The organism is Vibrio sp. 99K-1 (assembly GCF_013114585.1).
GTDB classification, from domain to species: domain Bacteria; phylum Pseudomonadota; class Gammaproteobacteria; order Enterobacterales; family Vibrionaceae; genus Vibrio; species Vibrio chagasii_B.
Genome location: NZ_VTXF01000026.1, coordinates 1 through 25,186, shown reverse-complemented (window position 1 = coordinate 25,186; position 25,186 = coordinate 1). Strand labels below are relative to the sequence as shown.

Below are 25,186 nucleotides of genomic sequence, written 5' to 3'. Positions count from 1 at the left end.
ATCGCATTCTCATTTTGGGGATAACTAGCAAGGATCCGGGCATAAGTGGATCGTTGTGTGAGTAAATTAGGGGCAAGATGTGCGGATCCACCCATTAATTATAAATTTATTGTGAATAACTTGGATCTTATTCACTGGATCTGTGATCAATTGCTGGTGATCTGACTTATCAACAGGTAAAATTAGCAGTCATTTCATATTACTTAAATAGAGTGGGGGCACCGTGTCATCTTCGCTTTGGTTGCAGTGTTTGCAACAGCTTCAAGAAGAGTTACCAGCTACAGAATTCAGTATGTGGGTTCGTCCGTTACAAGCGGAGCTCAATGACAATACTCTAACTCTATTTGCACCGAACCGTTTCGTACTCGATTGGGTTCGTGATAAGTACTTAAATAGCATTAACCGTCTGCTGCAAGAATATTGCGGCAACGATATCCCGCATCTGCATTTTGAAGTAGGCAGCAAACGTGTATCGGCACCTAAGCCGGCAGCACCTGCATCTGCTCCAGCGCCAACTCGTACTGCTGCGGATGTAGCGGCAGAGTCTTCGGCGCCTGCACAGCTGCAAGCTCGTAAGCCAGTTCACAACACATGGCGCGATGAAGAGCCAGTGGATGTGGATATCAACCACCGTTCAAACGTCAACCCTAAACACAAGTTCAATAACTTCGTTGAGGGTAAGTCGAACCAACTTGGTTTGGCAGCAGCACGTCAGGTGGCGGATAACCCAGGCGCGGCATACAACCCACTATTTCTATACGGTGGCACCGGCCTAGGTAAAACTCACTTGTTGCACGCGGTAGGTAATGCCATTGTTGATGGTAAGCCGAATGCAAAAGTGGTGTACATGCACTCTGAGCGTTTTGTTCAGGATATGGTTAAAGCGCTACAAAATAACGCGATCGAAGAATTCAAACGCTACTACCGTAGTGTTGATGCATTGCTTATCGATGACATCCAATTCTTCGCTAATAAAGAGCGTTCTCAAGAAGAGTTCTTCCATACCTTTAATGCGCTGCTTGAAGGCAACCAACAGATCATCTTAACGTCTGACCGTTATCCAAAAGAGATCAACGGCGTAGAAGATCGTCTTAAATCTCGTTTCGGTTGGGGTTTGACGGTTGCGATCGAGCCACCAGAGCTTGAGACGCGTGTTGCGATCTTAATGAAGAAAGCAGAAGACCATCAAATTCATCTTGCGGATGAGGTGGCATTCTTTATTGCTAAGCGTCTGCGTTCTAACGTTCGTGAGCTAGAAGGCGCACTGAACCGTGTAATCGCGAATGCGAACTTCACTGGCCGCCCGATCACGATCGATTTCGTACGCGAAGCGCTACGTGATCTACTGGCTCTGCAAGAGAAGCTGGTTACTATCGATAATATTCAGAAGACCGTTGCTGAGTACTACAAAATCAAAGTGGCTGATCTGCTGTCTAAGCGTCGTTCTCGTTCTGTTGCTCGCCCACGTCAACTGGCGATGGCACTAGCAAAAGAGCTGACTAACCACAGCTTGCCTGAGATCGGTGATGCATTTGGTGGCCGTGACCACACCACGGTACTGCACGCTTGCCGTAAGATTGCTCAGCTGCGTGAAGAGAGCCACGACATTAAAGAAGATTATTCGAACTTGATTCGTACCCTTTCTTCTTAATACACAGTATTCTTAACCTTAATAAGCAGAATCTTGGTCACGTACATATGCTGCGTGCCATTTAGACCGTAAGAGCAAGATATGAAATTTACCATTGAACGTAGTCATCTGATTAAGCCATTACAACAAGTGTCTGGCGCGCTAGGTGGCAGGCCAACGCTTCCAATTCTAGGAAACCTACTGATTAAGGTAGAAGATAACGTGTTGTCGATGACAGCAACGGATCTAGAAGTTGAACTGATCAGCCGTGTAACGCTTGAAGGTGATTTCGAAGCGGGCAGCATCACAGTACCTTCTCGTAAATTCCTAGATATCTGCCGTGGTTTACCTGATAACTCAGTGATCACTGTGTTATTGGATGGTGACCGTGTTCAAGTACGCTCTGGTCGTAGCCGTTTCTCATTGGCAACCTTGCCTGCGGCCGATTTCCCTAATATTGAAGACTGGAGCAGTGAAGTTGAAGTGTCTGTGACACAGGCTGAACTGCGTGGTCTTATCGAAAAAACTCAATTCTCAATGGCGAACCAAGACGTTCGTTACTACCTCAACGGTATGTTGTTTGAGATTGAAGGCTCTACATTACGCAGTGTGGCGACCGATGGTCACCGTATGGCGGTATCTCAGGCTCAGCTTGGTGCGGATTTCGCACAGAAGCAGATCATTGTGCCTCGTAAAGGCGTGCAAGAGCTGGTGAAGCTATTGGATGCGCCTGAACAACCGGTAACACTGCAGATTGGTAACTCAAACGTGCGTGCTGAAGTGAACAACTATGTCTTCACTTCGAAGCTGGTTGATGGTCGTTTCCCAGATTATCGCCGCGTAATGCCGCAAAACACCACCAAAACGCTAGAAGCGGGTTGTGATGAACTGCGTTCAGCGTTCTCTCGAGCTGCGATTCTATCGAATGAAAAATTCCGTGGTGTTCGCGTTAACCTTGCAGATAGCGAGATGCGCATTACTGCTAACAACCCAGAGCAAGAAGAAGCCGAAGAGATGCTGGACGTGACCTTTGAGGGTGATGCACTAGAGATCGGCTTTAACGTAAGCTATGTACTTGATGTTCTCAATACACTGCGCTGTGAGCAAGTTCGTATCTCAATGTCAGACGCGAACGCGAGTGCCTTGATTGAAAATGCACAAGATGACAGCGCAATGTACGTTGTTATGCCAATCCGTCTGTAGAGTTGGTGCCATCGTTAATGATTAATGTGATGACGCTATGCCACTCTCTCGTCTAATCGTTAAGCAGTTTAGAAATATTGAAGCCTGTGACATTCAACCGTCATCAGGCTTTAACTTTCTTATAGGGCCTAACGGAAGCGGTAAAACCAGTGTTCTTGAAGCGGTATATCTGCTCGGCCACGGTCGCTCATTTAAGAGTTCCCTAACGGGACGTATCATACAAAATGAGTGTAGCGAACTGTTTGTGCACGGCCGTTTTATGACCTCGGATCAATTTGAGCTGCCAATTGGCATTAATAAGCAGCGCGATGGCACAACAGAGGTTAAAATAAGCGGTCAAACTGGGCAAAAACTCGCGCAGTTAGCGCAAGTCTTACCTTTGCAGTTGATTCACCCTGAAGGGTTTGATTTACTGACAGATGGACCTAAGCATCGCCGCGCATTCATTGATTGGGGAGTCTTCCACAGTGAGTCGGGTTTCTATGATGCATGGGGCAGGGTTAAGCGCCTCAATAAGCAGCGAAACGCCTTATTGAAAACGGCAACCCACTATCGAGAGCTGAGCTACTGGGACCAAGAACTGGCCCGTTTAGCGGAAAGCATCAGTGAGTGGCGTGCCACCTACGTTGATCAGCTTAAAGAAGTCGCCGAAGAGATCTGTGCGACCTTCCTACCTGAGTTTGAGATAAAGATTAACTACTATCGCGGCTGGGACAAAGACACCCCATACGCCGAGATATTAGAGAAGAATTTTGAGAGGGATCAGCAGCTTGGTTACACCTTTAGTGGGCCAAACAAAGCGGATCTGAAGATAAAAGTGAACGGCACTCCAGTGGAAGATGTCTTGTCACGAGGTCAATTGAAGTTGATGGTGTGTGCGTTGCGAGTTGCACAAGGGCAACACCTCACTCAAATGACAGGTAAGCAGTGCATCTATTTAATAGATGACTTCGCTTCCGAATTAGATAGCCAACGCCGCGCACGTCTTGCTGAGTGTTTAAAGGCGACCGAGGCTCAAGTTTTTGTAAGCTCTATTACCGCTGATCAGATTGCAGATATGCATGATGAAAATAGCAGGATGTTTCATGTGGAACATGGCAAAATAGAGCAAGGATAATTAGTCAGAGAGTAACTATGTCAGATAATTACGATTCATCGAGTATTAAGGTACTGAAGGGTCTGGATGCGGTTCGTAAGCGTCCTGGAATGTACATTGGCGACACGGATGATGGTACCGGTCTGCACCACATGGTCTTCGAGGTAGTAGATAACTCTATTGATGAAGCGCTTGCTGGTCACTGTAATGACATCATTGTTACTATCCATGAAGACAATTCAGTATCGGTACGCGATGACGGCCGTGGTATTCCAACTGAAATTCACCCAGAAGAGAACGTGTCTGCTGCTGAAGTAATCATGACGGTTCTTCACGCTGGTGGTAAGTTCGATGATAACTCATACAAGGTATCAGGTGGCTTGCACGGTGTAGGTGTTTCAGTAGTAAACGCACTGTCTAAGCAGGTTACTCTTACTATCCACCGCGGTGGTAAAATCCATACTCAAACGTACCACCATGGTGAGCCTCAAGCGCCACTAGCTGTGATTGGTGATACGGACCAAACGGGTACAGAAATCCGTTTCTGGCCAAGTGAAGAGACATTCTCAAATGTACTTTTCCACTACGATATTCTAGCTAAACGTCTACGTGAACTGTCGTTCCTAAACTCAGGCGTTTCTATCAAGCTGATTGATGAGCGTGAAGAAGATAAATCGGATCACTTCATGTTTGAAGGTGGTATTCAGGCGTTCGTTGATCACCTAAACACCAACAAAACACCGATCATCCAAAAAATCTTCCACTTCGACCACGAACGTGAAGACGGCATTACTGTTGAAGTAGCAATGCAATGGAACGATGGTTACCAAGAGAACATCTACTGTTTCACAAACAACATTCCTCAACGTGATGGTGGTACTCACCTTGCTGGTTTCCGTGCTGCGCTGACGCGTACTCTGAACAGCTTCATGGATAAGGAAGGCTTCTCTAAGAAAGCGAAGACAGCAACATCAGGTGATGATGCTCGTGAAGGCCTAACTGCGGTTATCTCGGTAAAAGTGCCAGATCCTAAGTTCTCTAGCCAAACTAAAGACAAGCTGGTTTCTTCTGAAGTGAAATCTGCCGTTGAACAAGCGATGGGTGAAAAACTGTCTGAGTTCCTTATCGAGAACCCAACAGAAGCGAAAACCGTTTGTACTAAAATTATCGATGCAGCACGAGCTCGTGATGCAGCGCGTAAAGCACGTGAAATGACGCGTCGTAAAGGTGCTTTAGACCTAGCTGGCCTACCAGGCAAGCTTGCAGACTGTCAGGAAAAAGACCCTGCACTGTCTGAACTATACATAGTGGAGGGTGACTCGGCAGGCGGCTCCGCAAAACAAGGCCGTAACCGTAAGAATCAAGCGATTCTTCCACTAAAAGGTAAGATCCTAAACGTAGAGAAAGCACGTTTCGACAAGATGCTTTCTTCACAAGAAGTAGCAACGCTGATCACAGCTCTTGGCTGTGGTATTGGCCGCGACGAATACAACCCAGATAAGCTGCGTTACCACAACATCATCATCATGACCGATGCCGATGTCGATGGTTCGCACATTCGTACGCTACTGTTGACCTTCTTCTACCGTCAAATGCCAGAGCTTATTGAGCGTGGTTACATCTACATCGCTCAGCCACCGCTTTACAAAGTGAAGAAAGGTAAGCAAGAGCAGTACATCAAAGATGAAGATGCAATGAACCAATACCAAGTGGCATTGGCTCTAGACAACGCAGCGCTACACGTAAACCCTGATGCACCAGCATTGGCAGGTGAAGCACTAGAGAAGCTAGTTCAGCAATACAACTCTGGTATCAAGCTGGTGGAGCGTATGAGCCGCCGTTACCCACATGCTCTAATGCATGAAATGATCTACATGCCTCGTCTAACTGCAGAGCAGTGTCATGATGAGTCAGCAGTAGAAGCATGGGGCAAGCAGCTAGTAGAACAACTGAACGCGAAAGAGGTTGGTGCAAGCCAGTACTCTCTAGAAGTTGAGAAGCATGAAGAGCTAGGTCTAAGCCTACCTAAGATTGTGGTTCGTACTCACGGCGTGACACACGAACATGCATTAAGCGTTGAACTGTTCAACTCGAAAGAGTACGGCAAGCTAGCAAGTCTAGCAGAAGCGTTAGATGGCCTGATCGAAGAAGGCGCTTACATCAAGCGTGGTGAGCGTACTCAAGCAGTATCAAGCTTCGTTGAAGCGCTGAACTGGTTGATTAAAGAGTCTCGTCGTGGTCTAAGCCTACAACGATACAAAGGTCTAGGTGAGATGAACCCAGATCAGCTTTGGGAAACCACAATGGACCCAGAGACACGTCGTATGATGCAAGTAACGATTGAAGATGCAGTCGGCGCAGACCAACTGTTCACCACACTAATGGGTGACCAAGTTGAACCTCGTCGTAACTTCATCGAAGAGAACGCATTGAAGGTTGCTAACTTGGATGTGTAGATTGTCCTAAAAAACAATCTGAAAATTTTAAAAGACTGCCAGAAATGGCGGTCTTTTTTATTGCCGATATTTTAATTATCTTTCAATAAGTTGGCTCGTCATCCTCAAGAGGGAGGAACGACCGAGTTGGGGATCTCTAGAAGCGCGTAGAAAAATTTTTAGCTCGATCCCTTGAAACTATTTTGCTCAATCCATATATCTATTTGTGAAGAGGATGACTGTCTTGCTCTACAAGAGAAGAAACAGAACCTTCATTACCGCTGACTAAGTATCGCTCAACAGAGGATAACTTTAGCAGCACACAACTTAAAAATTGATTCACTGTCATGTCCCAGTGTTGTCGCCAACAGAGGTGAAACCCGAGGAATGCGAATTGAATCTCTTAGCTGTTTACTTGGTCTCATACACAGGTTCGATCTAAGTAAAATTCGCAGCTAAGACTATTGCTTACTAGAAGGATAGCATTATGAGAACTGTAGATTTCACTCCACTTTACCGCAACGCAATCGGCTTCGATCGTCTATTCAACATGATGGAAGCGAACACATCGAAGAACACTTCTGGCGGTTACCCTCCATACAACATCGAGCAAAAAGACGAGAACAACTACCGTATCACTATGGCTGTTGCTGGTTTTGCTGATAACCAATTAGACCTGACTCAGAAAGAGAACATGCTAATTGTTAAAGGTGAGCGTAAACCTGAAGCAGAAAAAACCTATGTGTATCAAGGTATCGCAGAGCGTGATTTCGAGCGTAAATTCCAACTTGCAGACTACGTAAAAGTAGTAGGAGCAAGCATGGAAAATGGTCTTCTTCACATCGACCTAGAACGCGAAATCCCAGAAGCGATGAAACCACGTAAGATTGCTATCAATGGTAATGGTCTAATCGAAGGCTAATCCCCGTCATACTTGAAGCTACAGCGTTGTTGACGTCGTAAATTCCCCCTAATCACATAGGTTCCCTATGCTCATAGGGCTGAATTTTCTAGTCGCCTAGCTGAACCCCCAATTATTTAGGGTATTCAAGTGACAAAAAATATCGGGAAGTAAAAGTGAAAGAGCACCAGTACCTTGAAGAAGGTCGGTGCTCTTTTTTGTTTATCCTATCATCGTCATTCCATAGAGGGAGGAACGACCGAGTAGGGAATCTCTATTTGCTTTCGCTGTAAGCCTTTTTCACTTCTTCAGCAATAATCGCAATACCTTTTTGCATTGCTTCATCGTCTTGTACGTAGTTCATACGTAGGCACTGATGAGCATGATCCCACTCATCTTCTTGGCCGATAAAGAAGTATTCACCCGGAACAATCAGCACGCCGCGAGCTTTTAATCTGTCGTACAGTTCCATGGTGGTGATTGGCAGTTCATCAAACCATAGCCACAAGAAGATAGCGCCTTCAGGTTTGTGAATACGGAAACGTGGGTCATCAATCGCTTCTTGTAGCAGTTCGACAGCGCGCAAAGACTTCTCTTTATAGAAAGGTTTAATCACTTCGCTGCTTAAACGCAATAGATCACCTTTTTCAATCATGTGATTGGCAATCGCTGGCCCAACACTGTTTGGCGCTAAGCTTATGATGCCATTCATGTTGGTTAGTGCTTGAGTGACTTCTTCGCTCGCAATCACGATACCGCAGCGCACTCCTGGCAAACCAAGCTTAGAAAGGCTCATGCACAGAATCGTGTTTTCATTCCAGAATGGTTCGACATCTTCAAAGATGATGTTTGGAAATGGTAGGCCGTAAGCGTTGTCGATCAGCAGTGGGATGTTGTTCTCACGCGCGAGTTTATCCAACTTACGTACTTCTTCGTCGGTCAGTACGTTACCCGTCGGGTTGGTTGGGCGAGACGCACAGATAGCCGCGACTGAGTCATCAACCTTAAGTTGTTCAAAATCGACATGGTATTTGAACTGGCGGTTTTCTAGCAGTTCGATCTCTGGGTGGTAAGAGATAAAGATATCGTCATCAATCCCCGCATCGCCGTAGCCGATGTATTCCGGTGCGATTGGCAGTAGGATTTTCTTATGTGAGCCATCTGGCTGTTGGCCTGCTAGCAGGTTGAAAAGGTAAAAGAAGCCACTTTGACTGCCGTTAGTTAGGCTGATGTTCTTTTCGCTGATGTCCCAGCCATAGGTCTCTTTTAGCATAGCCGCTAAAGATTTAATAAAGCTGTCTTTGCCCTGCGGGCCATCGTAGTTGGCGAGGGCGGCGATGAGTTCTCCACTGGCGAGCATATCTGCACTGGCTTGGTTAAAGTAATCGAGCATGGCTGGGATAGCAGCTGGGTTGCCACCACCAAGCATGATTGCGCCAGGAGTGCGCAGGCCATCATTCAAATCATCCATTAAACGAGTGATTCCAGAGTAACGATTAAACTTTTCACCAAACTTAGAGAACTGCATTACTTATTTTACCTAATTCATTGTGATTGCTTGTTATGTGTCATTAAGGCAGACCTTATGTCTGCCATCAGTGTAATCCTTGAACATACCGCAATGTTTTTGCGACGCATAGCGCCAAATGCTCTAACACGTAAAAAACTTCTATAAAGTTTGGCTAATGAGTAACTGCTTGCTTATTGCACTGGTTTTTGCGATCAAAAAGGAGAAGCCGAAGCTTCTCCTTGAGTTTCTACTGTTTTATGCCTACGAACGCTTTATTTCGAACCGGTATACACAACCAACACCTTGTCATCTTGGTATTGACGTTCGAAGGCGTAATATCCCTTGCTGTTGCGGATGATGTGCTTACCTTGCGCGACAGCAGGGTGGCGTTGGCGGAATTGTCCGAGTGCTTGCCAGTGCTTTAATAACTCGGCACGCTCTCCGGTGATTTGCTCCCAAGGCATGTCTGAGCGAGTGCCTTGCATTGGGTCTGATCCTGTTGGTCCAAAGTCACGGGCTATTTCATCTCCGTAATAGATCTGCACTGCACCCGGAGCCAGCATTAACGCATTCGCGGCTTTGGTTTGTTTGGCAAAGTCATTGCCGTGCTGCGTCCAGAATAGTGAGGTGTCGTGAGAGGATAAGTAACTCAACACGTTGAACTCGCTGTCACTGTTGATCTTCTCTGCATAGCGAAGGTAGTCAGCATCGAGATCGGATAGGCATTTAAGCGCTTTAGGGGCGATATCGCTCTGGAATTCAAAGTTGATGATCGAATCAAATCCGTTAGCGAAGTAATCTGACTTCACCACGCTGTGTGCCCATACTTCGCCGGTCATCCAGAAGGGTAGGTCATCTAGAGCTTTGTCTGGGTTGTTCTGTTTCCATTCAGCCAGTGCTTGGTTAGTGCTCTTTTTCAGTTCTGCCCACGCTTCCAGTTCAACGTGCTTGGCGGTATCGACTCTAAAGCCATCCACGCCGTATTCACGTACCCAGTCTGAAAGCCAAGTGATGAGGTGGTCACGAGGTGTTTTGAGTTCATTAGTCGCGCTGGTGGATTTGTTGCGATAGAAATTCGGTAGTCCTGTTGTTTCTTTCGATTCTGTTTTGAAATCAGGCAAGTGCGCTAATGACATGGTCAGATTGTTGTAACCTGGAGAGTCGTAAGCACCGATATCGCTGCGTAGCCAGGCTTTGCCCCACCATTTTTCCCACGCTTCTTTGTCGCCGTAAGAGATGTAGTTGTTGAAGTAGTGCCAGTTCTGACCTTTAGCAGGTTGCCAATCTGTCCAGTTCTCACCCAGCGTTTTTGTTGCTTCTTCATCACTCAGGTTGAGCTTACCAAAGTCGAACTCCTGCATATCGGCAAGGGTAGCGTAGCCTGTGTGGTTCATGACTATGTCCCAGATGACACGAATACCTTTGCTGTGCGCGGTATCGATGAAGGTTTTTAGCTCGTCTTCGGTACCCATGTTTTTATCAAGTTTGGTCCAATCTTGATGGTAGTAACCATGGTAGCCATAGTGTTTGAAATCACCACGGTCACCACCGCCAACCCAACCATGTATCTGCTCTAAAGGAGATGTAATCCAGATAGCATTAGCACCCAGTGATTCAATGTAGTCGAGTTTTTCGGTTAAGCCTGCTAGGTCACCGCCGTGGAAGGTGCCGATTTCATTTTGTCCATCTTGGCTACGGCCGTAACTACTGTCGTTGTCAGGGTTGCCGTTGTGGAAACGGTCTGTCATCACGAAGTAAACCGTAGCGTTATCCCAGCTAAAATCTGCTTTGGTTTCAGGCTCTACCTTTTCTAGCAACAAAACACCTTGGCTATTTTCTGCTGGCTGCATGGTGACACTGCCGTTAGTGACTGTTGTTTGTATTCCGGAAAGGGCATCTCTGATCAAGGTGCCATCGTCAAAGGTTTGAGCAACATTGATGGTCGTCGGTGCGCCACTAGGTACTGGGCAGGCAAAGCTTTGGAGTTGTTGCTGTTTTGGCTTTATTTGAACCGTTAACTCATTAGTTTGCGGGTTGAGCGTAAACTGGTAGGTATTCGCGCGAAAGACCTTAATGGCGAGCTCAGATTTCTCGGCGCAATCGTCTAGGCGAAGGGGCTTATTGAATTTGATGCGACTCTCTTCCGCCAGTGCATAGTTGGTGCCACAGGTGTTTTTACTGTCGCTGATGGAGAAGGTATAGCTACCTTTAGCGAGTTCCTGTTCTGCGATCACAGTGCCTTTGCCTGTTGATTTGAATACCGCGGTGTCGTTATCAATCGTCAGTAATAGGCTGTTGTCGCTGGTTTGACTGCATGCGCTGAGTGCAAGCATTGAAAGTGCGAGTACTGTTTTTTTCATTGTTCCCTTCCCCTGAATAAACAGGTCAGTTATAGCAAACAATGCCCTCTACAGTCTGAGTGCTGATTCATTCAGTTAATCAATAACACCTCTACAAACAAATGCTTGGTTCACAAAAACAAAAAGGGAAGCTTTCGCTTCCCTTTGGGTATTTACCTTTCGTTGCTCAGAGTATCGCTTTGAACAGCTTCCTCACTTACACTTACTTTTGCAGTAGAGAGATATCAGCAATCTGTAGGAACAGGTTACGTAGGTTATTCAGTAGCGTTAGACGGTTCTTCTTAAGCGCTTCGTCATCAGCCATAACCATTACGTTATCGAAGAACGCATCAACAGGCTCACGTAGAGCTGCTAGCTTGCTTAGGGCTTCTTGGTAGTTACCTGTAGCGAATGCTGGCTCTAGTGCTTCTGTCATTACGGCAACGTTTTCAGCCAGTGCTTTCTCTGCATCTTCTTGAAGAAGGGCTAGATCGATATCAGCTGCTAGCTCACCATCGAATTTCGCAAGGATGTTACCTACACGTTTGTTCGCTGCTGCTAGTGCTTCTGCCGCTTCTAGTTCACGGAAGTGAGAAACCGCTTTAACACGTTGGTCAAAGTCAGCTGGCTTAGTTGGACGGTTAGCTAGTACTGCCTGGATGATATCCACGCTGAAGCCAGCATCTTGGTACCATGCACGGAAACGACCTAGCATGAAGTCGATAACGTCAGCTTCTACGTTGTCGTTGGTTAAATTGTCGCCTAGTAGTTCTTTCGCTTTTGCGATCAGATCCGTTAGGTCTAGGTTGTAGCCGTTTTCAACGATAATACGTAGCACACCTAGTGATGCACGACGTAGAGCGAATGGGTCAGAACCTTTTGGAGCTTGGCCAATACCGAAGATACCTACGATAGTGTCTAGCTTGTCTGCCATTGCTACTGCAGAAGAAATACCAGTGCTTGGTAGGTCATCACCCGCGAAACGAGGCATGTATTGCTCGTAAAGTGCTAGTGCAACTTGCTCGTCTTCACCATCGTGAGTCGCGTAGTGCATACCCATTACACCTTGAGTATCCGTGAATTCGAATACCATAGAGGTCATTAGGTCACACTTAGCCAGTAGGCCTGCGCGCTTAGATTTCTCAACGTCAGCATCGATCTGCTCAGCGATGTAGCCAGCAAGCTCTGTGATGCGGTCTGTTTTGTCTTTGATAGTACCAAGTTGCTTTTGGAAGATAGCTTGGTCTAGTTCTGGAAGACGGTCGATCAGAGGACGCTTACGGTCTGTGTTGAAGAAGAACTCTGCATCAGCAAGACGTGGACGTACCACTTTCTCGTTACCTTCGATAACGTGGCGAGGCTCTTTAGACTCGATGTTCGATACGAAGATAAAGTTAGGAAGTAGCTTCTTGTTTTCATCGTAAACAGGGAAGTATTTTTGGTCACCTTTCATGGTGTAAACCAAGGCTTCAGAAGGCACCTTTAGGAACTCTTCTTCAAACTTCGCTGTTAGTACTACTGGCCATTCAACCAGAGACGTTACTTCTTCTACTAGATCATCTTCTAGCTCAGTGATACCACCGACAGCAGCACCTGCTTTTTCAGCATCAGCAAGGATGATTGCTTTACGCGCTTCGTAATCTGCCATTACTTTACCGCGCTCTTCTAGGATCGCTGGGTATTGCTCTGCAGAATCGATAGTGAACTCTTGCTCACCCATGAAGCGGTGACCACGGATAGTGCGGCCAGATGCTACGCCTAGGATCTCACCTTCGATAAGGTCAGCGCCCATCAGCATAGTCAGTGTTTTAACCGGACGGATGAACTGAGTCGTCTTGTTACCCCAGCGCATCGGCTTAGCGATAGGCAGGTTACCTAGTGCTTTAGCCGCTAGATCAACAACGATTTCAGACGTTGCTTGGCCTTTTACTTCTTGTTTGAAAAGAAGCCATTCGCCTTTGTCTGTTACTAGACGGTCAGCTTGTTCAACCGTGATGCCGTTACCACGAGCCCAACCTTGAGCCGCTTTTGTTGCGTTGCCGTCAGCATCGAATGCGACAGAAACTGCTGGGCCACGTTTTTCAACAACTTTGTCTTCTTGGCCTTCAGCCAGTGCTGCTACTTTAAGAGCAAGACGACGAGGTGCTGCGTACCATTTCACGCCTTCGTGCGCTAGGTTTGCGCCTTTTAGCTCAGCTTCGAAGTTTGCCGCGAATGCTTCTGCTAGAGTGCGAAGTTGCGTTGGTGGTAGCTCTTCAGTACCTAGTTCAATTAGAAATTCTTTAGCCATGATTACTTCTCCTCATCCTTCTTGCACATTGGGAAGCCAAGCGCTTCACGTGATGCGTAGTATGCTTCAGCAACTGATTTAGTTAGGTTGCGAATACGAAGGATGTAACGTTGACGCTCTGTTACAGAGATAGCTTTGCGCGCATCAAGGATGTTGAATGCGTGGCCTGCTTTTAGAATGCGCTCGTAAGCTGGAAGCGGAAGTGGCTTCTCAAGCTCAAGTAGCTCTTTACACTCTTTTTCACACTGGTCGAAGAAACCGAATAGGAAATCTACGTCTGCGTGTTCGAAGTTGTATGTTGATTGCTCAACTTCGTTTTGGTGGAAGATGTCACCGTAAGTCACGTTAGAGCCGTCTGGTGCTACGTTCCATACTAGGTCGTAAACTGAGTCTACTTCCTGGATGTACATTGCTAGACGCTCGATACCGTAAGTGATCTCGCCCGTTACAGGCTTACACTCAAGGCCGCCAACCTGTTGGAAGTAAGTGAACTGAGTTACTTCCATGCCGTTTAGCCATACTTCCCAACCAAGACCCCATGCACCTAGTGTTGGGTTTTCCCAGTTATCTTCAACGAAGCGAATGTCGTGAACGAGTGGGTCAACACCAAGAACCTCTAGTGAGCCTAGGTACAACTCTTGGATATTGTCTGGCGATGGTTTCAGCGCTACTTGGAATTGGTAGTAGTGCTGCAGACGGTTAGGGTTTTCACCGTAACGGCCATCGGTCGGACGACGAGAAGGTTGAACGTAAGCTGTAGACATTGGCTCTGGGCCAAGTGCTCGTAGACATGTCATTGGGTGAGAGGTGCCTGCACCTACTTCCATATCTAGAGGTTGAACAATGGTACAACCGTTTTGAGCCCAGTAATCCTGCAGCGCGAGGATCATTCCCTGGAAGGTTTTGATATCGTATTTTTGCATAGTCAGGTTCGCGCGATTCTTTTAAATGAATGAGAAAAATAACCTCTGAGTATACCGAGATATTCGTAAAGCGAGTAGGGGTAATCTTGTTTAATTAGTGGTCTAAAATGTCGTTTAATGGATTTTTTTGCCTTTAATGTTTGTTTTTCGGTGCAAGTAGATATTTTGATAAGTTTGACACTTGTTTTTGACTACGTGGGTGATTAGAATCTCGCGGTCTTTGGGGAGTAGCTTACTTGTTCATATCCTAGTGAATGAGTTCGTTCGTCAACATAATTGATGCAAAATCATCATGGCGTTCGAGGCAACCACCACCTTGGTGGCGCTTAGCAAGACCTTAGACAAGCATCGTGAACCGGGATGGGGCGCGAGGTTTGTCTTTGGTTAAATATAATAATCTCCATCCCAAATGAGCATGTCGTGAGCGTTTTAGCAATTTCAATTACAACTGTCGCCTTAGCCGAGATCGGTGATAAGACCCAGTTGCTATCCCTTTTATTAGCCAGTCGATATCGAAAACCGATACCTATCATTGCAGCCATCTTCTTTGCCACCATAGCCAATCATGCTCTTGCAGCATGGCTCGGTGTGGTCGTCGCCGATTACTTATCGCCAGAAGTTTTAAAATGGGTTCTGGTGGTCAGCTTTATTGCAATGGCGGGCTGGATTCTGATTCCCGATAAGCTCGATGATGACGAACAAATTTCAAACCGTGGTCCTTTTGTCGCCAGCTTCATTGCGTTTTTTATCGCTGAAATTGGTGATAAGACTCAGATTGCGACTTCTATTCTAGGGGCACAATACGCCGATGCTTTGGCGTGGGTGATTCTTGGTACTACTATCGGTATGTTGTTGGCGAATGTGCCGGTTGTGATCATCGGTAAGTTGTCGGCAGATAAGATGCCACTCGATCTGATTCGTAAGATCACAGCCCTGTTATTTGTTGGTTTGGCTATCGCTGCTGCGTTTTACTCATGAGTGTTTTGAGTCTTATTATACTCAACCAGTGGAGTAATGTGTTGTAGGTCATACTCTTACAGTATTGTGGGGTTTATCGAGCGAATGGACATATAACTGTCATACTTGTCATGATATTTTAATCTTGTGAGTTAAGAACACGAGGGCATGATTATGTTGACGCGTTATATGGGTATTACTCCACAAAGCCAAAGCTATCTATTTACCTTTGGTCTTGCACTTACACTATTAGGCATGGTGCTGACGGACATGTGGCTACCAATGGTCGCCGGCGCTATGATCATGACAGGACTTGCGGTAGAGGCTTGGATTCGAGTCGCGCATATTATTCCGATGCGTAAAGACATCCGAGCGTTACAACAACAGCTTGATTATCTGCAAACCAAGTCTAGAGATGAATAAACAAAAAGCCGCTGGTACTCTGAGTTCTGCTTGAGAACATAAGGTACCAGCGGCTTTTTTGATGTTTGATTCTCGGTGGGGCGTTAAGCCTCCAATCCCTTTTTGATCAAATACTGGTATGGCAGCGTTTCTGTCTCTTGGCCTACCAACTGGTGATCCATGAATCGACAAAAGCTCGGGATATCTCGAGTGGTCGAAGGATCGTCAGCTTTTACCAGTAACACATCGCCATCCTGCATGTTTCTAATTGTCTTCCTGACCATCATTACTGGCTCTGGGCAACGCAGGCCTTCAGCTTCTAAAGTATGGGTTGCCAGTTCAGGTTTGAATGTCATGGTTTGTATCTCTATATCTATCTAACGTGTGAATAATACGTCTGCAGAAAAAATATGCAATAAGTGCTTGGCAAACAGAATCATTTCCTATAACTTAGTTAACAAGTTGATAACAACTCGAAACAAAGGCAACTAGCTAAGGAGTGGCGATGTTGACAGGATTAGATAGATTAACAATTTATTCGGTTCTCTGTTTTATTTCTTTTTGTGCGTTAGTTTTACGCTCATCGACAGAGACCTCACTGATGCCTATTTTTGGCATAGTAGCAACGATTATTGGTATTTGGGTTGAGATGCGCCGTTGGCAGGGTGTAGCCGAAGAGCAAGAGCACTAACCTAAGTACAGCAAACAAATTCCGATACGACATTCCGACACTATCCCCAAATTTTCTTGGGCTTCCCCGCGTAATTGCGGGATTTTTTTTATCTAAAGCATGCTATAAACAAGTTAGTGAACAATGATCATTGTATTCAGCTAGGTAAGTGGCGTGGAATTAGAAGACATCTATCGTAGAGACCTTAATTTATTGGTCGCTTTAAAGGTATTGATTGAAGAGGGTAGCGTTAGCCAGGCCGCGCTTCGTCTTAACTTGAGTCAGTCGGCAACCAGCCGAGTACTCGGGCGCTTAAGAGACCTGCTCAACGATCCTCTGTTTACTCGTCAGGGCCAACACCTTATTCCGACCAAAAAAGCGCTCGAGATCAGCCAGCGAATTGATCAGCCTTTGGAATCATTCCGTCAACTCCTTAGCCCTAGTGATTTCGACCCTTACTATTGCAGTGAACGCTTTCTAATTGCGACCACTGATTATGCGATGCAAACCATTTTGCCGTATGCACTGCCGAAGATTTATGAGCAAGCACCGAATATCTCTTTAGAATTCGCCCCGCTGCAGCATGAACATTTATTTAAGCAGCTTAGTACCGAGCGCGTCGATATGGCGATCTGTCGACCAAGTGGCAGTGTTGCGCCACTTCATCAAGAGGTCCTTGGCCCTGTGGGTGTGTCGTGCTTACTCTCTAAAAATCACCCCTTGGCAGACAACTCGTTGAGCCTTGAAGATTATGTCTCTTTGCCTCATGCGATGATTGCGATCAGTGATGGTGTAAAGGCTTTATTGGACAATGCTTTAGCCAATCAACAACCCAGAAAAATGGTACTGCGTGCTTATCATCTTGAAGCGGCATTGGCGATTGTCGATAGAATGCCGTTAGTGATTACGGTACCTGCTGATTTGGCATACTTGGTTGCAGAGCGTTATGACTTAGTCGTTAAGCCGCTGCCATTCGAGTTTATGCCATTTGATTACTCGTTGATTTGGCATTCACGCTGCGACTCTTCTGCATCACAACAATGGTTGAGAAGAGTAGTCAAAGAAGAGTGTGGTGAGTTAATTCAAAAGCGGATTGCCGATGTCGGCTTGGGTTAGAGTAAATAGCAGATAGCAAAAAGGGCTGATCACATGTTCAGCCCTTTTATTTTATTACGTGTTGCTTTTAGAGTGCGAGCGATTACAGCTTGATAACTACACGGCCTGTAATTTGACCATTAGTGATGTCTTCTGCCGCTTGAATCGCGTCATCTAGAGATACTTCTTTTGTCGCGCTGTTGTAGAAAGACTCAGGTAGTAATTCAGCCAGTTGTTCCCACGCTTTAATGCGTTTTTCACGAGGGCACATAACAGAATCAACACCTTGCAGGCGAACGTTACGTAGAATGAATGGCATTACCGTTGTTGGTAAGTCAAAGCCACCTGCTAGACCACAGATTGCAACCGCACCGTTGTAATCAATTTGTGCCAATACTTTCGCAAGTACTTTGCTGCCTACAGTGTCGATAGCACCAGCCCACATTTGTTTCTCAAGTGGTTTCGCTGGCTCTTCTAGTTCAGCACGCTCAACAATGCGAGTTGCACCTAGTGATTTTAGTAGCTCACCATTCTCTGAAGCACGACCTGTTACTGCTGCTACTTTGTAGCCTAGCTGGTTTAGTAGAGTGATAGATACGCTACCTACACCGCCACTTGCGCCAGTCACTAGGATTTCACCGTCTTCAGGTTTGATACCTGCATCGACAATAGCTTGAACACAAAGCATAGCAGTGAAGCCTGCTGTACCAATCGCCATTACTTTCTTAGCGTCTAAGCCTTTAGGCATTGGTACTAACCAGTCACCGTTTAGGCTTGCTTTCTCAGCCATGCCACCCCAGTGACCTTCACCAACACCCCAACCAGTTAGAACCACTTCGTCGCCTGCTTTGTAGCGAGGGTCATCAGATTGTGAAACTACACCAGAAAGGTCGATACCAGGAACCATAGGGAAGTTGCGAACAATGCGCCCTTTACCTGTAATCGCCAAACCATCTTTGTAGTTCAAAGAAGAGTAGCTTACATCGATCTTCACGTTACCTTCTGGTAATTGAGACTCTTCAATTTGAGAAACTGATGCGATAGTTTTTTTGTCTTCTTGGTTTAGTACAAGTGCTTTAAACATGATCTGCTCCATGGGAGAAATATTAGGAAACTGAAGTAACTTTAGTTGAATCGTTGTAGAAAAAATAATGAAACATCAACATTGAATCTATGCGTTTTATGCATAGATGTCGTTGGCTACTTTCCTCCTGATTGAGTTTGCTGAACGAACCTATCGTTTGTCTGATAGCTAGAAATAAAAAGTGCAGCTATATAAAGATAGCTGCACTTAAGATTATCCGACAAATATTACCGTCGATGAGTGCTATGGGCGTTCAAATACCGTTGCAATACCTTGGCCTAAACCAATACACATGGTTGCTAATCCGTATTTCACGTCTTGCGCTTCCATTAGGTTGATTAGGGTTGTAGAGATACGAGAGCCTGAACAGCCTAGAGGGTGACCTAGTGCAATGGCACCGCCATTAAGGTTCACTTTTTCGTCAACCACATCCAGTAGACCAAGGTCCTTAGCACAAGGTAGAGATTGTGCCGCAAATGCTTCGTTCAGCTCAATCACACCCATGTCTTCAATTGTTAAACCTGCACGCTTAAGCGCTTTTTGAGTTGCAGGCACTGGGCCGTAACCCATGATTGAAGGATCGCAGCCTGCGATAGCCATAGACTTAACGCGAGCACGAATCTTAAGACCCAGTGCGTTAGCTTTTTCTTCACTCATGATAAGCATTGCCGATGCACCATCAGATAGAGCTGATGAAGTACCTGCAGTTACTGTACCGTTGGCAGGGTCAAATACAGGGCGCAGCTGAGATAGGCCTTCAACCGTGGTTTCTGGGCGAATCACTTCATCGTAATCTAGAGTAAACAGTGAACCGTCAGCAGCGTGACCTTCTGTCGGTAGAATTTCGTTTTTAAAACGACCTTCAACCGTTGCTGCTTGTGCACGAGCGTGTGAACGTGCAGCGAATGCATCTTGGTCTTCACGGCTAATGCCATGCAGCTTACCAAGCATTTCAGCGGTTAGGCCCATCATACCTGCAGCTTTTGCTACGTTCTTTGACATGCCAGGGTGGAAATCAACACCGTGTGTCATTGGTACGTGGCCCATGTGTTCCACACCACCGATTAGGCAAATTTCCGCATCACCAACCATGATTGAGCGAGTTGCATCATGCAGAGCTTGCATAGATGAACCACACAAACGGTTAACTGTGACGGCACCAATCTCAATTGGTAAACCAGCCAGTAGCGCAGCGTTACGTGCAACGTTGAAGCCTTGCTCTAATGTTTGCTGTACACAGCCCCAGTAGATATCTTCGATCTCTGAAGGGTTAACTTCTGGATTACGCTCTAAAATACCCTTCATTAAATGTGCAGACAGATCTTCAGCGCGAGTGTGACGGTAAGCTCCACCTTTGGAACGTCCCATTGGGGTGCGAAGGCAATCAACAACAACTACATTATTCATTTTGCTATTCCTTTTCCAAATGTGGGTTACAGAGAACTTGCTTGTTGAGCGTCGTAAAAGCTTTCGCCTTTCGCAGCCATATCAAGCAATAGTTGAGGAACTTGGTACATTGCACCTAAGTCTTGGTAGCCCTTCGCCATTTCTACGAAGTTACCAATACCCACACTGTCTAAGTAACGGAATACGCCGCCTCGGAATGGAGGGAAGCCTAAACCGTAAACCAGTGCCATATCCGCTTCTTGCGGTGTCGCGATGATGCCTTCTTCTAAACAAAGAACGACTTCGTTGATCATTGGAATCATCACACGTTGGATAATTGTTTGGTCATCAAAATCTTGTGGTGCTTGGCATACGTCAGCCAAGATAGGAAGAATGTCTTCAGAGAAGGTCTTCTTCGGGCGACCACGCTTGTCTACGCTGTATGTGTAGAAACCGCTACCGTTTTTCTGACCGTATTTTTCAGCAACGTAAAGTGCATCAATCGCATCACGACCTTCTTTGCCCATACGCTCTGGGAAACCTTGCGCCATCACAGCTTGTGCGTGGTGTGCTGTGTCTAGGCCTACAACGTCTAGTAAGTAAGCCGGACCCATTGGCCAACCAAACTTGCGCTCCATTACTTTATCGATCTTAGTGAAATCAGCACCGTCACGTAGCAACATGCTGAAACCGCCAAAGTAAGGGAAAAGTACACGGTTAACGAAGAAGCCTGGGCAATCATTTACAACGATAGGGGATTTGCCCATCTTCGCTGCGTAAGCCACAACGCGATTAATCGTCTCTTCTGAAGTGTGCTCGCCACGGATGATCTCAACCAAAGGCATGCGGTGCACTGGGTTAAAGAAGTGCATACCACAGAAGTTTTCTGGGCGTTTCAGAGATTTCGCTAGCAGGTTGATAGGAATTGTAGAAGTATTTGAGGTCAGTACAGTGTCTTCACCGACTAGGCCTTCCACTTCGCTCAGTACCGCTGCTTTTACTTTTGGATTCTCCACCACGGCTTCTACAACAACGTCTGATTGCTCAACACCAGCGTAATGCAAGCTTGGAGTAATCGAAGACAGGATACCTGCCATCTTGAAGCCATCTAAGCGACCGCGAGATAGACGCTTATTCAATAGCTTCGACGCTTCGTTCATACCAAGATCAAGCGATGCTTGTGCGATGTCTTTCATCATCACTGGCACGCCTTTCAGTGCAGATTGGTAAGCAATGCCGCCACCCATGATGCCTGCACCTAGTACAGCAGCACGTTGAGTGTCTTTGTTTGCTGACTTACCTGCTTTTTTAGCAAGACCTTTGATGTATTGGTCATTTAGGAACAGACCAACCAGTGCTTTCGCTTCTTCAGATTTCGCTAGCTTGATGAAGTGTTTACGTTCGATATCGAGTGCTGCATCACGATCGCTGCGTGCTGCTTCTTCAATCGCAATCACAGAAGTAATCGGAGCTGGGTAGTGAGGGCCAGCTTTTTGAGCAACGAGGCCTTTCGCCATGGTAAAGCTCATCATCGCTTCGAGTTTGCTTAGCGATAATGCTGATGTTTTCTGTTTGCGGCGTAATTGCCAGTCTAGTTTTTCATTGGCAGCCAGAGAAACGGTATTGATTGCCGACTCTAGCAGTTGGTCTGTTTCTACAATCGCGTCTAACAAGCCAATTTTTAGTGCTTCATCAGCTCGGCAAGCTTTGCCTTGAGTGATGACTTCCATTGCACTGTCAGCACCGATAACGCGAGGCAGGCGCACACAACCACCAAAGCCAGGCATGATGCCAAGTTTGGTTTCAGGTAAGCCAATGCTGGTGGTCTTGTCACCGATACGGAAGTCAGTTGCCAATACACATTCACAACCGCCGCCTAGGGCATGGCCGCGCATCATTGAAAGAGTTGGAACAGGAAGGTCTTCTAGCTTGCTGAAGATGGAGTTTGCAAATCTTAACCATTCATCAAGTTCTGATTCTGGCTTGGCAAATAGACCAAGAAATTCAGTGATGTCTGCGCCTACAATGAACGCGTCTTTGTTTGAAGTTAAGATTAAACCACGTAGTCCTGCGTGAGCTTTAAGAGCGTCTAACGCTTTGTCTAGTGATTCTAAAGTAGCAAGGTCGAGTTTGTTTACAGAGGCTGGAGCACAGAAGCTTAATTCTGCAATGCCATCTTGTAATTCCTTTACCTGTAGGGTGTTAGCTTGGTAAATCATTGTCTATCTCCATGACATACAATCCACGATTGTTTGAGAGAATCTTGTTGTCTTTCTATTATTGTAGAATACCTGGTAAGACCAGTTATCTTAGTCTGTACCTCTGCAAGATGAATTTCAATACATTTTTTAAACAATTGTTTAACATTGTGCGATAGCACAGATCCTCTAACCCTTATTATTCACGCGTGATACACTTCGCCGCTCTTATTAATTAAGTTAACGATATGAATGAACAGCCTTATTTAATACCGTCAGCTCCAGCTTTGTTTGAAGAAGAGATCAAGAAGAGCATCTTTATTACCCACCTTGCGCATACTCCAAGTGTAGGAGCCGCGAAGCAGTTCGTGGAGCAGGTAAAAAAAGAGCACGCTTCAGCGCGACATAATTGTTGGGGCTTTGTTGCTGGTCGACCTGAAGACTCAATGCTTTGGGGCTTTAGTGATGATGGAGAACCCTCCGGTACCGCGGGTAAGCCTATCTTGGCGCAATTGTCTGGATCTGGTGTGGGTGAATTAACGGCTGTCGTCACGCGTTACTCTGGTGGAATTAAGCTTGGAACTGGTGGTTTGGTTAAAGCTTATGGTGGCGGAGTGCAACAAGCTCTCAAGCTGCTTCAAACTATCGAGAAAAAAATAACCACAAAATTACGGCTAGAGTTAGACTATGGCTTTGTGCCAATCGCACAATCCATCATGGCTCAGCATCAGGCTGTTGAGGTCCAAGCGGATTATGGTGTGCAAGTTGAGCTTATTATTGAGATAGAGCTCCTGCAGGTAGATGCGTTTACCCAAACCATGATCAATAAAAGCGGTGCTAAGGCACTGGTAACGAAAGTCAAAGACAACTAGGAAGTGTGAAGCATTTCGCTTCGTTCAATAGCTCATGCAATTTCGCTCAATTATTCGAATCGTCGGATTATTATTAGCACTTTTTAGTGTATCAATGCTCGCACCTGCGTTAGTCGCTCTGATCTATCGAGATGGTGCGGGTGTGCCATTTGTAACGACTTTCTTTGTTCTGTTATTTTGTGGTGCGACGTGTTGGTTTCCAAACCGACGTTATAAGCATGAGTTAAAAGCGCGCGATGGCTTTTTGATTGTGGTTCTGTTTTGGACGGTAATCGGTAGTGCGGGTGCGTTGCCGTTTTTGATCGCTGATAACCCCAATGTTTCGGTAACCGATGCCTTCTTCGAATCCTTTTCTGCACTAACCACTACCGGTGCGACGGTGATTGTCGGCCTTGATGATTTACCTAAGGCGATCTTGTTTTATCGCCAGTTCCTGCAATGGTTCGGTGGTATGGGTATCATCGTATTGGCGGTAGCCATTCTTCCTGTTCTGGGTATCGGTGGTATGCAGTTGTACCGAGCTGAGATTCCAGGCCCGGTAAAAGACAGCAAAATGACTCCGCGTATCGCTGAAACGGCAAAAGCGCTGTGGTACATCTATCTCAGCCTAACCATTGCTTGTGCGGTGGCGTTTTGGCTAGCCGGTATGAGCTTCTTTGATGCAATCAGTCATAGCTTTTCTACTATTGCTATTGGTGGCTTCTCCACTCACGATGCAAGCATGGGCTATTTCAACAGCCCGGCTATTAACATGATTACCGTGGTGTTCCTGCTTATATCTGCATGTAATTACTCTCTTCATTTTGCTGCATTTGCTTCGGGTGGTGTGCATCCTAAGTATTATTGGAAAGATCCTGAGTTCCGCGCCTTTATCTTTATTCAGGCAGTACTGTTCTTGGTTTGTTTCTTATTACTGCTCAATCACCACTCTTATGATTCGTACTATGATGCTTTCGACCAAGCCTTGTTCCAAACCGTGTCTATCTCTACGACCGCGGGTTTTACAACGACGGGTTTCTCAGAGTGGCCATTGTTCTTACCCGTACTGCTTTTGTTCTCTTCTTTTATAGGGGGATGTGCAGGTTCTACGGGTGGTGGTATGAAAGTGATTCGAATCTTACTACTTACTCTGCAAGGTGCTCGTGAAATGAAGCGTCTTGTTCACCCACGGGCTGTCTATACCATCAAGGTTGGCGGTTCTGCACTACCACAACGTGTTGTAGATGCGGTCTGGGGCTTCTTCTCTGCATACGCATTAGTGTTTGTGGTTTGTATGCTGGCTCTTATTGCAACTGGTATGGACGAGTTGAGTGCTTTCTCTGCGGTAGCGGCGACATTAAATAACCTTGGCCCGGGCCTTGGTGAAGTCGCGGTGCACTTTGGCGATGTGAACGACAAAGCAAAATGGGTACTTATCGTATCTATGCTGTTTGGCCGATTAGAAATCTTCACCTTATTAATCTTATTGACCCCTACGTTTTGGCGTAGCTAAGGACAACATTGTGGCAAAAGCTCTATTTTTGTATTCAAGCCGTGAAGGGCAGACCAAGAAAATCTTGAACTATATAAAAGAAGAAATGAGTGAGTTCGAATGTGAGCTTCAAGATCTGCACACTATTGGCAAGGTGGACTTTGCTCAATACGACAGAGTGCTGATTGGCGCATCGATTCGTTATGGCCACCTTAATAAGAAGCTATATCAATTTATTGATGCCAACCTTACTCAGTTGCAATCAAGCAAGGTTGCGTTCTTCTGCGTGAACTTAACGGCGCGTAAAGAAGACCAAGGCAAAGATACACCAGAAGGCAGTGCTTATATTAAGAAGTTCCTTATCAAGTCTCCATGGCAGCCGACTTTAATCGGTGTATTTGCAGGTGCCCTCTATTACCCACGCTATAACTGGTTCGATAGAACCATGATCCGCTTTATTATGAATATGACAGGTGGTGAAACGGATACAACGAAGGAAGTTGAGTACACAAACTGGGAAAAAGTCTCTTTGTTCACTGAAAAACTGAAGAATATGTAAGAGAAAAGCCTACTTTTGAGGCGTTTTGAGTTCTTTTTAATCGAACGAATAAAAAAACGAAAAAAACTTAAAAAAGGGCTTGCCAGTGTGATCGAAATCTCTATAATGCCACCTCGCTGACACGGGATGGCTTCTTAGGAAACCAGAACGAATCAGTAAGCCAAG

Annotated in this window: 20 protein-coding genes; 12 read left to right on the top strand and 8 right to left on the bottom strand. The window is 45.9% G+C overall.

The window, feature by feature from the left end; translation table 11 throughout:
- Positions 1–223: 223 nt before the first annotated feature.
- The 5 genes from dnaA (at position 224) to F0228_RS19030 (ending at position 7,286) form a co-directional block, all read left to right on the top strand.
- Entirely contained in the window at positions 224–1,651 is a 1,428-nt protein-coding gene (dnaA, locus tag F0228_RS19050) for a chromosomal replication initiator protein DnaA (protein ID WP_004739264.1), read from the top strand.
- Between the two features lie 81 nt (positions 1,652–1,732).
- Positions 1,733–2,833 carry a DNA polymerase III subunit beta gene (dnaN, locus tag F0228_RS19045; protein WP_116869869.1) on the top strand — a complete coding sequence of 367 codons (1,101 nt, stop codon included), beginning with the start codon at positions 1,733–1,735 and terminating at the stop codon, positions 2,831–2,833.
- Positions 2,834–2,870: 37 nt separating this feature from the next.
- Positions 2,871–3,950 (top strand): DNA replication/repair protein RecF, encoded by a 1,080-nt coding sequence (recF, locus tag F0228_RS19040; protein ID WP_061033946.1) that lies wholly within the window; start codon positions 2,871–2,873, stop codon positions 3,948–3,950.
- 17 nt (positions 3,951–3,967) lie between these two features.
- Complete coding sequence (gyrB, locus tag F0228_RS19035) at positions 3,968–6,385, top strand: DNA topoisomerase (ATP-hydrolyzing) subunit B (RefSeq protein WP_061033945.1); 2,418 nt, start codon at positions 3,968–3,970, stop codon at positions 6,383–6,385.
- Between the two features lie 466 nt (positions 6,386–6,851).
- The gene (locus F0228_RS19030; protein ID WP_171731205.1) at positions 6,852–7,286 is read left to right on the top strand and encodes an Hsp20 family protein; all 435 of its coding nucleotides are present in this window, start codon (positions 6,852–6,854) and stop codon (positions 7,284–7,286) included.
- 253 nt (positions 7,287–7,539) lie between these two features.
- Here F0228_RS19030 and F0228_RS19025 read toward each other — a convergent pair whose 3' ends face one another.
- The 4 genes from F0228_RS19025 to glyQ all read right to left on the bottom strand — a co-directional run bounded on the left by F0228_RS19025 (position 7,540) and on the right by glyQ (position 14,327).
- Positions 7,540–8,793, bottom strand: a complete 1,254-nt coding sequence (locus F0228_RS19025) for a valine--pyruvate transaminase (protein ID WP_061033943.1) — start codon at positions 8,791–8,793, stop codon at positions 7,540–7,542.
- Between the two features lie 254 nt (positions 8,794–9,047).
- Positions 9,048–11,135 carry an alpha-amylase gene (locus F0228_RS19020; RefSeq protein WP_171762651.1) on the bottom strand — a complete coding sequence of 696 codons (2,088 nt, stop codon included), beginning with the start codon at positions 11,133–11,135 and terminating at the stop codon, positions 9,048–9,050.
- Between the two features lie 202 nt (positions 11,136–11,337).
- Positions 11,338–13,404, bottom strand: coding sequence for a glycine--tRNA ligase subunit beta (gene glyS / locus F0228_RS19015; RefSeq protein WP_171762650.1), 2,067 nt, complete (start codon positions 13,402–13,404; stop codon positions 11,338–11,340).
- A 2-nt stretch (positions 13,405–13,406) separates the two neighbouring features.
- Positions 13,407–14,327, bottom strand: a complete 921-nt coding sequence (gene glyQ, locus F0228_RS19010; protein ID WP_008223226.1) for a glycine--tRNA ligase subunit alpha — start codon at positions 14,325–14,327, stop codon at positions 13,407–13,409.
- Positions 14,328–14,747: 420 nt separating this feature from the next.
- On the opposite strand from glyQ, the gene F0228_RS19005 reads away from it, so the two are divergent.
- Positions 14,748–15,305: a TMEM165/GDT1 family protein gene (locus F0228_RS19005; protein WP_004739245.1), complete on the top strand. Its 558-nt coding sequence runs from the start codon at positions 14,748–14,750 to the stop codon at positions 15,303–15,305.
- 147 nt (positions 15,306–15,452) lie between these two features.
- Positions 15,453–15,707, top strand: a complete 255-nt coding sequence (locus F0228_RS19000) for a hypothetical protein (RefSeq protein WP_008223224.1) — start codon at positions 15,453–15,455, stop codon at positions 15,705–15,707.
- An 83-nt stretch (positions 15,708–15,790) separates the two neighbouring features.
- Here F0228_RS19000 and tusA read toward each other — a convergent pair whose 3' ends face one another.
- The gene (gene tusA, locus F0228_RS18995; protein WP_004739242.1) at positions 15,791–16,042 is read right to left on the bottom strand and encodes a sulfurtransferase TusA; all 252 of its coding nucleotides are present in this window, start codon (positions 16,040–16,042) and stop codon (positions 15,791–15,793) included.
- A 149-nt stretch (positions 16,043–16,191) separates the two neighbouring features.
- On the opposite strand from tusA, the gene F0228_RS18990 reads away from it, so the two are divergent.
- Together F0228_RS18990 and F0228_RS18985 are read left to right on the top strand one after the other, a co-directional pair.
- Positions 16,192–16,377 (top strand): hypothetical protein, encoded by a 186-nt coding sequence (locus tag F0228_RS18990; RefSeq protein ID WP_004739241.1) that lies wholly within the window; start codon positions 16,192–16,194, stop codon positions 16,375–16,377.
- 153 nt (positions 16,378–16,530) lie between these two features.
- Positions 16,531–17,472, top strand: coding sequence for a LysR family transcriptional regulator (locus tag F0228_RS18985; RefSeq protein WP_061033940.1), 942 nt, complete (start codon positions 16,531–16,533; stop codon positions 17,470–17,472).
- An 82-nt stretch (positions 17,473–17,554) separates the two neighbouring features.
- On the opposite strand, the gene F0228_RS18980 is transcribed toward F0228_RS18985, so the two are convergent.
- The 3 genes from F0228_RS18980 to fadB form a co-directional block, all read right to left on the bottom strand.
- Entirely contained in the window at positions 17,555–18,535 is a 981-nt protein-coding gene (locus F0228_RS18980; RefSeq protein WP_061033939.1) for an MDR family oxidoreductase, read from the bottom strand.
- Positions 18,536–18,778: 243 nt separating this feature from the next.
- Positions 18,779–19,942, bottom strand: coding sequence for an acetyl-CoA C-acyltransferase FadA (gene fadA, locus F0228_RS18975; protein WP_061033938.1), 1,164 nt, complete (start codon positions 19,940–19,942; stop codon positions 18,779–18,781).
- Between the two features lie 26 nt (positions 19,943–19,968).
- Positions 19,969–22,140, bottom strand: a complete 2,172-nt coding sequence (gene fadB, locus F0228_RS18970; protein ID WP_061033937.1) for a fatty acid oxidation complex subunit alpha FadB — start codon at positions 22,138–22,140, stop codon at positions 19,969–19,971.
- A gap of 227 nt (positions 22,141–22,367) precedes the next feature.
- Here fadB and F0228_RS18965 point away from each other — a divergent pair, with 227 nt between their 5' ends.
- The 3 genes from F0228_RS18965 to hemG are packed head-to-tail and all read left to right on the top strand — an operon-like array spanning position 22,368 to position 25,021.
- A complete protein-coding gene (locus F0228_RS18965) occupies positions 22,368–22,991 on the top strand; it encodes a YigZ family protein (RefSeq protein ID WP_061033936.1) in 624 nt (207 codons plus the stop codon).
- Positions 22,992–23,025: 34 nt separating this feature from the next.
- The gene (locus F0228_RS18960; protein WP_008223210.1) at positions 23,026–24,483 is read left to right on the top strand and encodes a TrkH family potassium uptake protein; all 1,458 of its coding nucleotides are present in this window, start codon (positions 23,026–23,028) and stop codon (positions 24,481–24,483) included.
- A gap of 10 nt (positions 24,484–24,493) precedes the next feature.
- The gene (gene hemG / locus F0228_RS18955) at positions 24,494–25,021 is read left to right on the top strand and encodes a menaquinone-dependent protoporphyrinogen IX dehydrogenase (RefSeq protein WP_061033935.1); all 528 of its coding nucleotides are present in this window, start codon (positions 24,494–24,496) and stop codon (positions 25,019–25,021) included.
- The last annotated feature ends 165 nt before the right edge of the window (positions 25,022–25,186 follow it).

Excerpts from the sequence above, each read along its gene's own strand:
- dnaN (WP_116869869.1), top strand. The coding sequence starts at position 1,733 with ATGAAATTTACCATTGAACGTAGTCATCTGATTAAGCCATTACAACAA.
- recF (WP_061033946.1), top strand. The coding sequence starts at position 2,871 with ATGCCACTCTCTCGTCTAATCGTTAAGCAGTTTAGAAATATTGAAGCC.
- gyrB (WP_061033945.1), top strand. The coding sequence starts at position 3,968 with ATGTCAGATAATTACGATTCATCGAGTATTAAGGTACTGAAGGGTCTG.
- F0228_RS19030 (WP_171731205.1), top strand. The coding sequence starts at position 6,852 with ATGAGAACTGTAGATTTCACTCCACTTTACCGCAACGCAATCGGCTTC.
- F0228_RS19025 (WP_061033943.1), bottom strand. The coding sequence starts at position 8,793 with ATGCAGTTCTCTAAGTTTGGTGAAAAGTTTAATCGTTACTCTGGAATC.
- F0228_RS19020 (WP_171762651.1), bottom strand. The coding sequence starts at position 11,135 with ATGAAAAAAACAGTACTCGCACTTTCAATGCTTGCACTCAGCGCATGC.
- glyS (WP_171762650.1), bottom strand. The coding sequence starts at position 13,404 with ATGGCTAAAGAATTTCTAATTGAACTAGGTACTGAAGAGCTACCACCA.
- glyQ (WP_008223226.1), bottom strand. The coding sequence starts at position 14,327 with ATGCAAAAATACGATATCAAAACCTTCCAGGGAATGATCCTCGCGCTG.
- F0228_RS19000 (WP_008223224.1), top strand. The coding sequence starts at position 15,453 with ATGATTATGTTGACGCGTTATATGGGTATTACTCCACAAAGCCAAAGC.
- tusA (WP_004739242.1), bottom strand. The coding sequence starts at position 16,042 with ATGACATTCAAACCTGAACTGGCAACCCATACTTTAGAAGCTGAAGGC.
- F0228_RS18990 (WP_004739241.1), top strand. The coding sequence starts at position 16,192 with ATGTTGACAGGATTAGATAGATTAACAATTTATTCGGTTCTCTGTTTT.
- F0228_RS18980 (WP_061033939.1), bottom strand. The coding sequence starts at position 18,535 with ATGTTTAAAGCACTTGTACTAAACCAAGAAGACAAAAAAACTATCGCA.
- fadA (WP_061033938.1), bottom strand. The coding sequence starts at position 19,942 with ATGAATAATGTAGTTGTTGTTGATTGCCTTCGCACCCCAATGGGACGT.
- fadB (WP_061033937.1), bottom strand. The coding sequence starts at position 22,140 with ATGATTTACCAAGCTAACACCCTACAGGTAAAGGAATTACAAGATGGC.
- F0228_RS18965 (WP_061033936.1), top strand. The coding sequence starts at position 22,368 with ATGAATGAACAGCCTTATTTAATACCGTCAGCTCCAGCTTTGTTTGAA.
- F0228_RS18960 (WP_008223210.1), top strand. The coding sequence starts at position 23,026 with ATGCAATTTCGCTCAATTATTCGAATCGTCGGATTATTATTAGCACTT.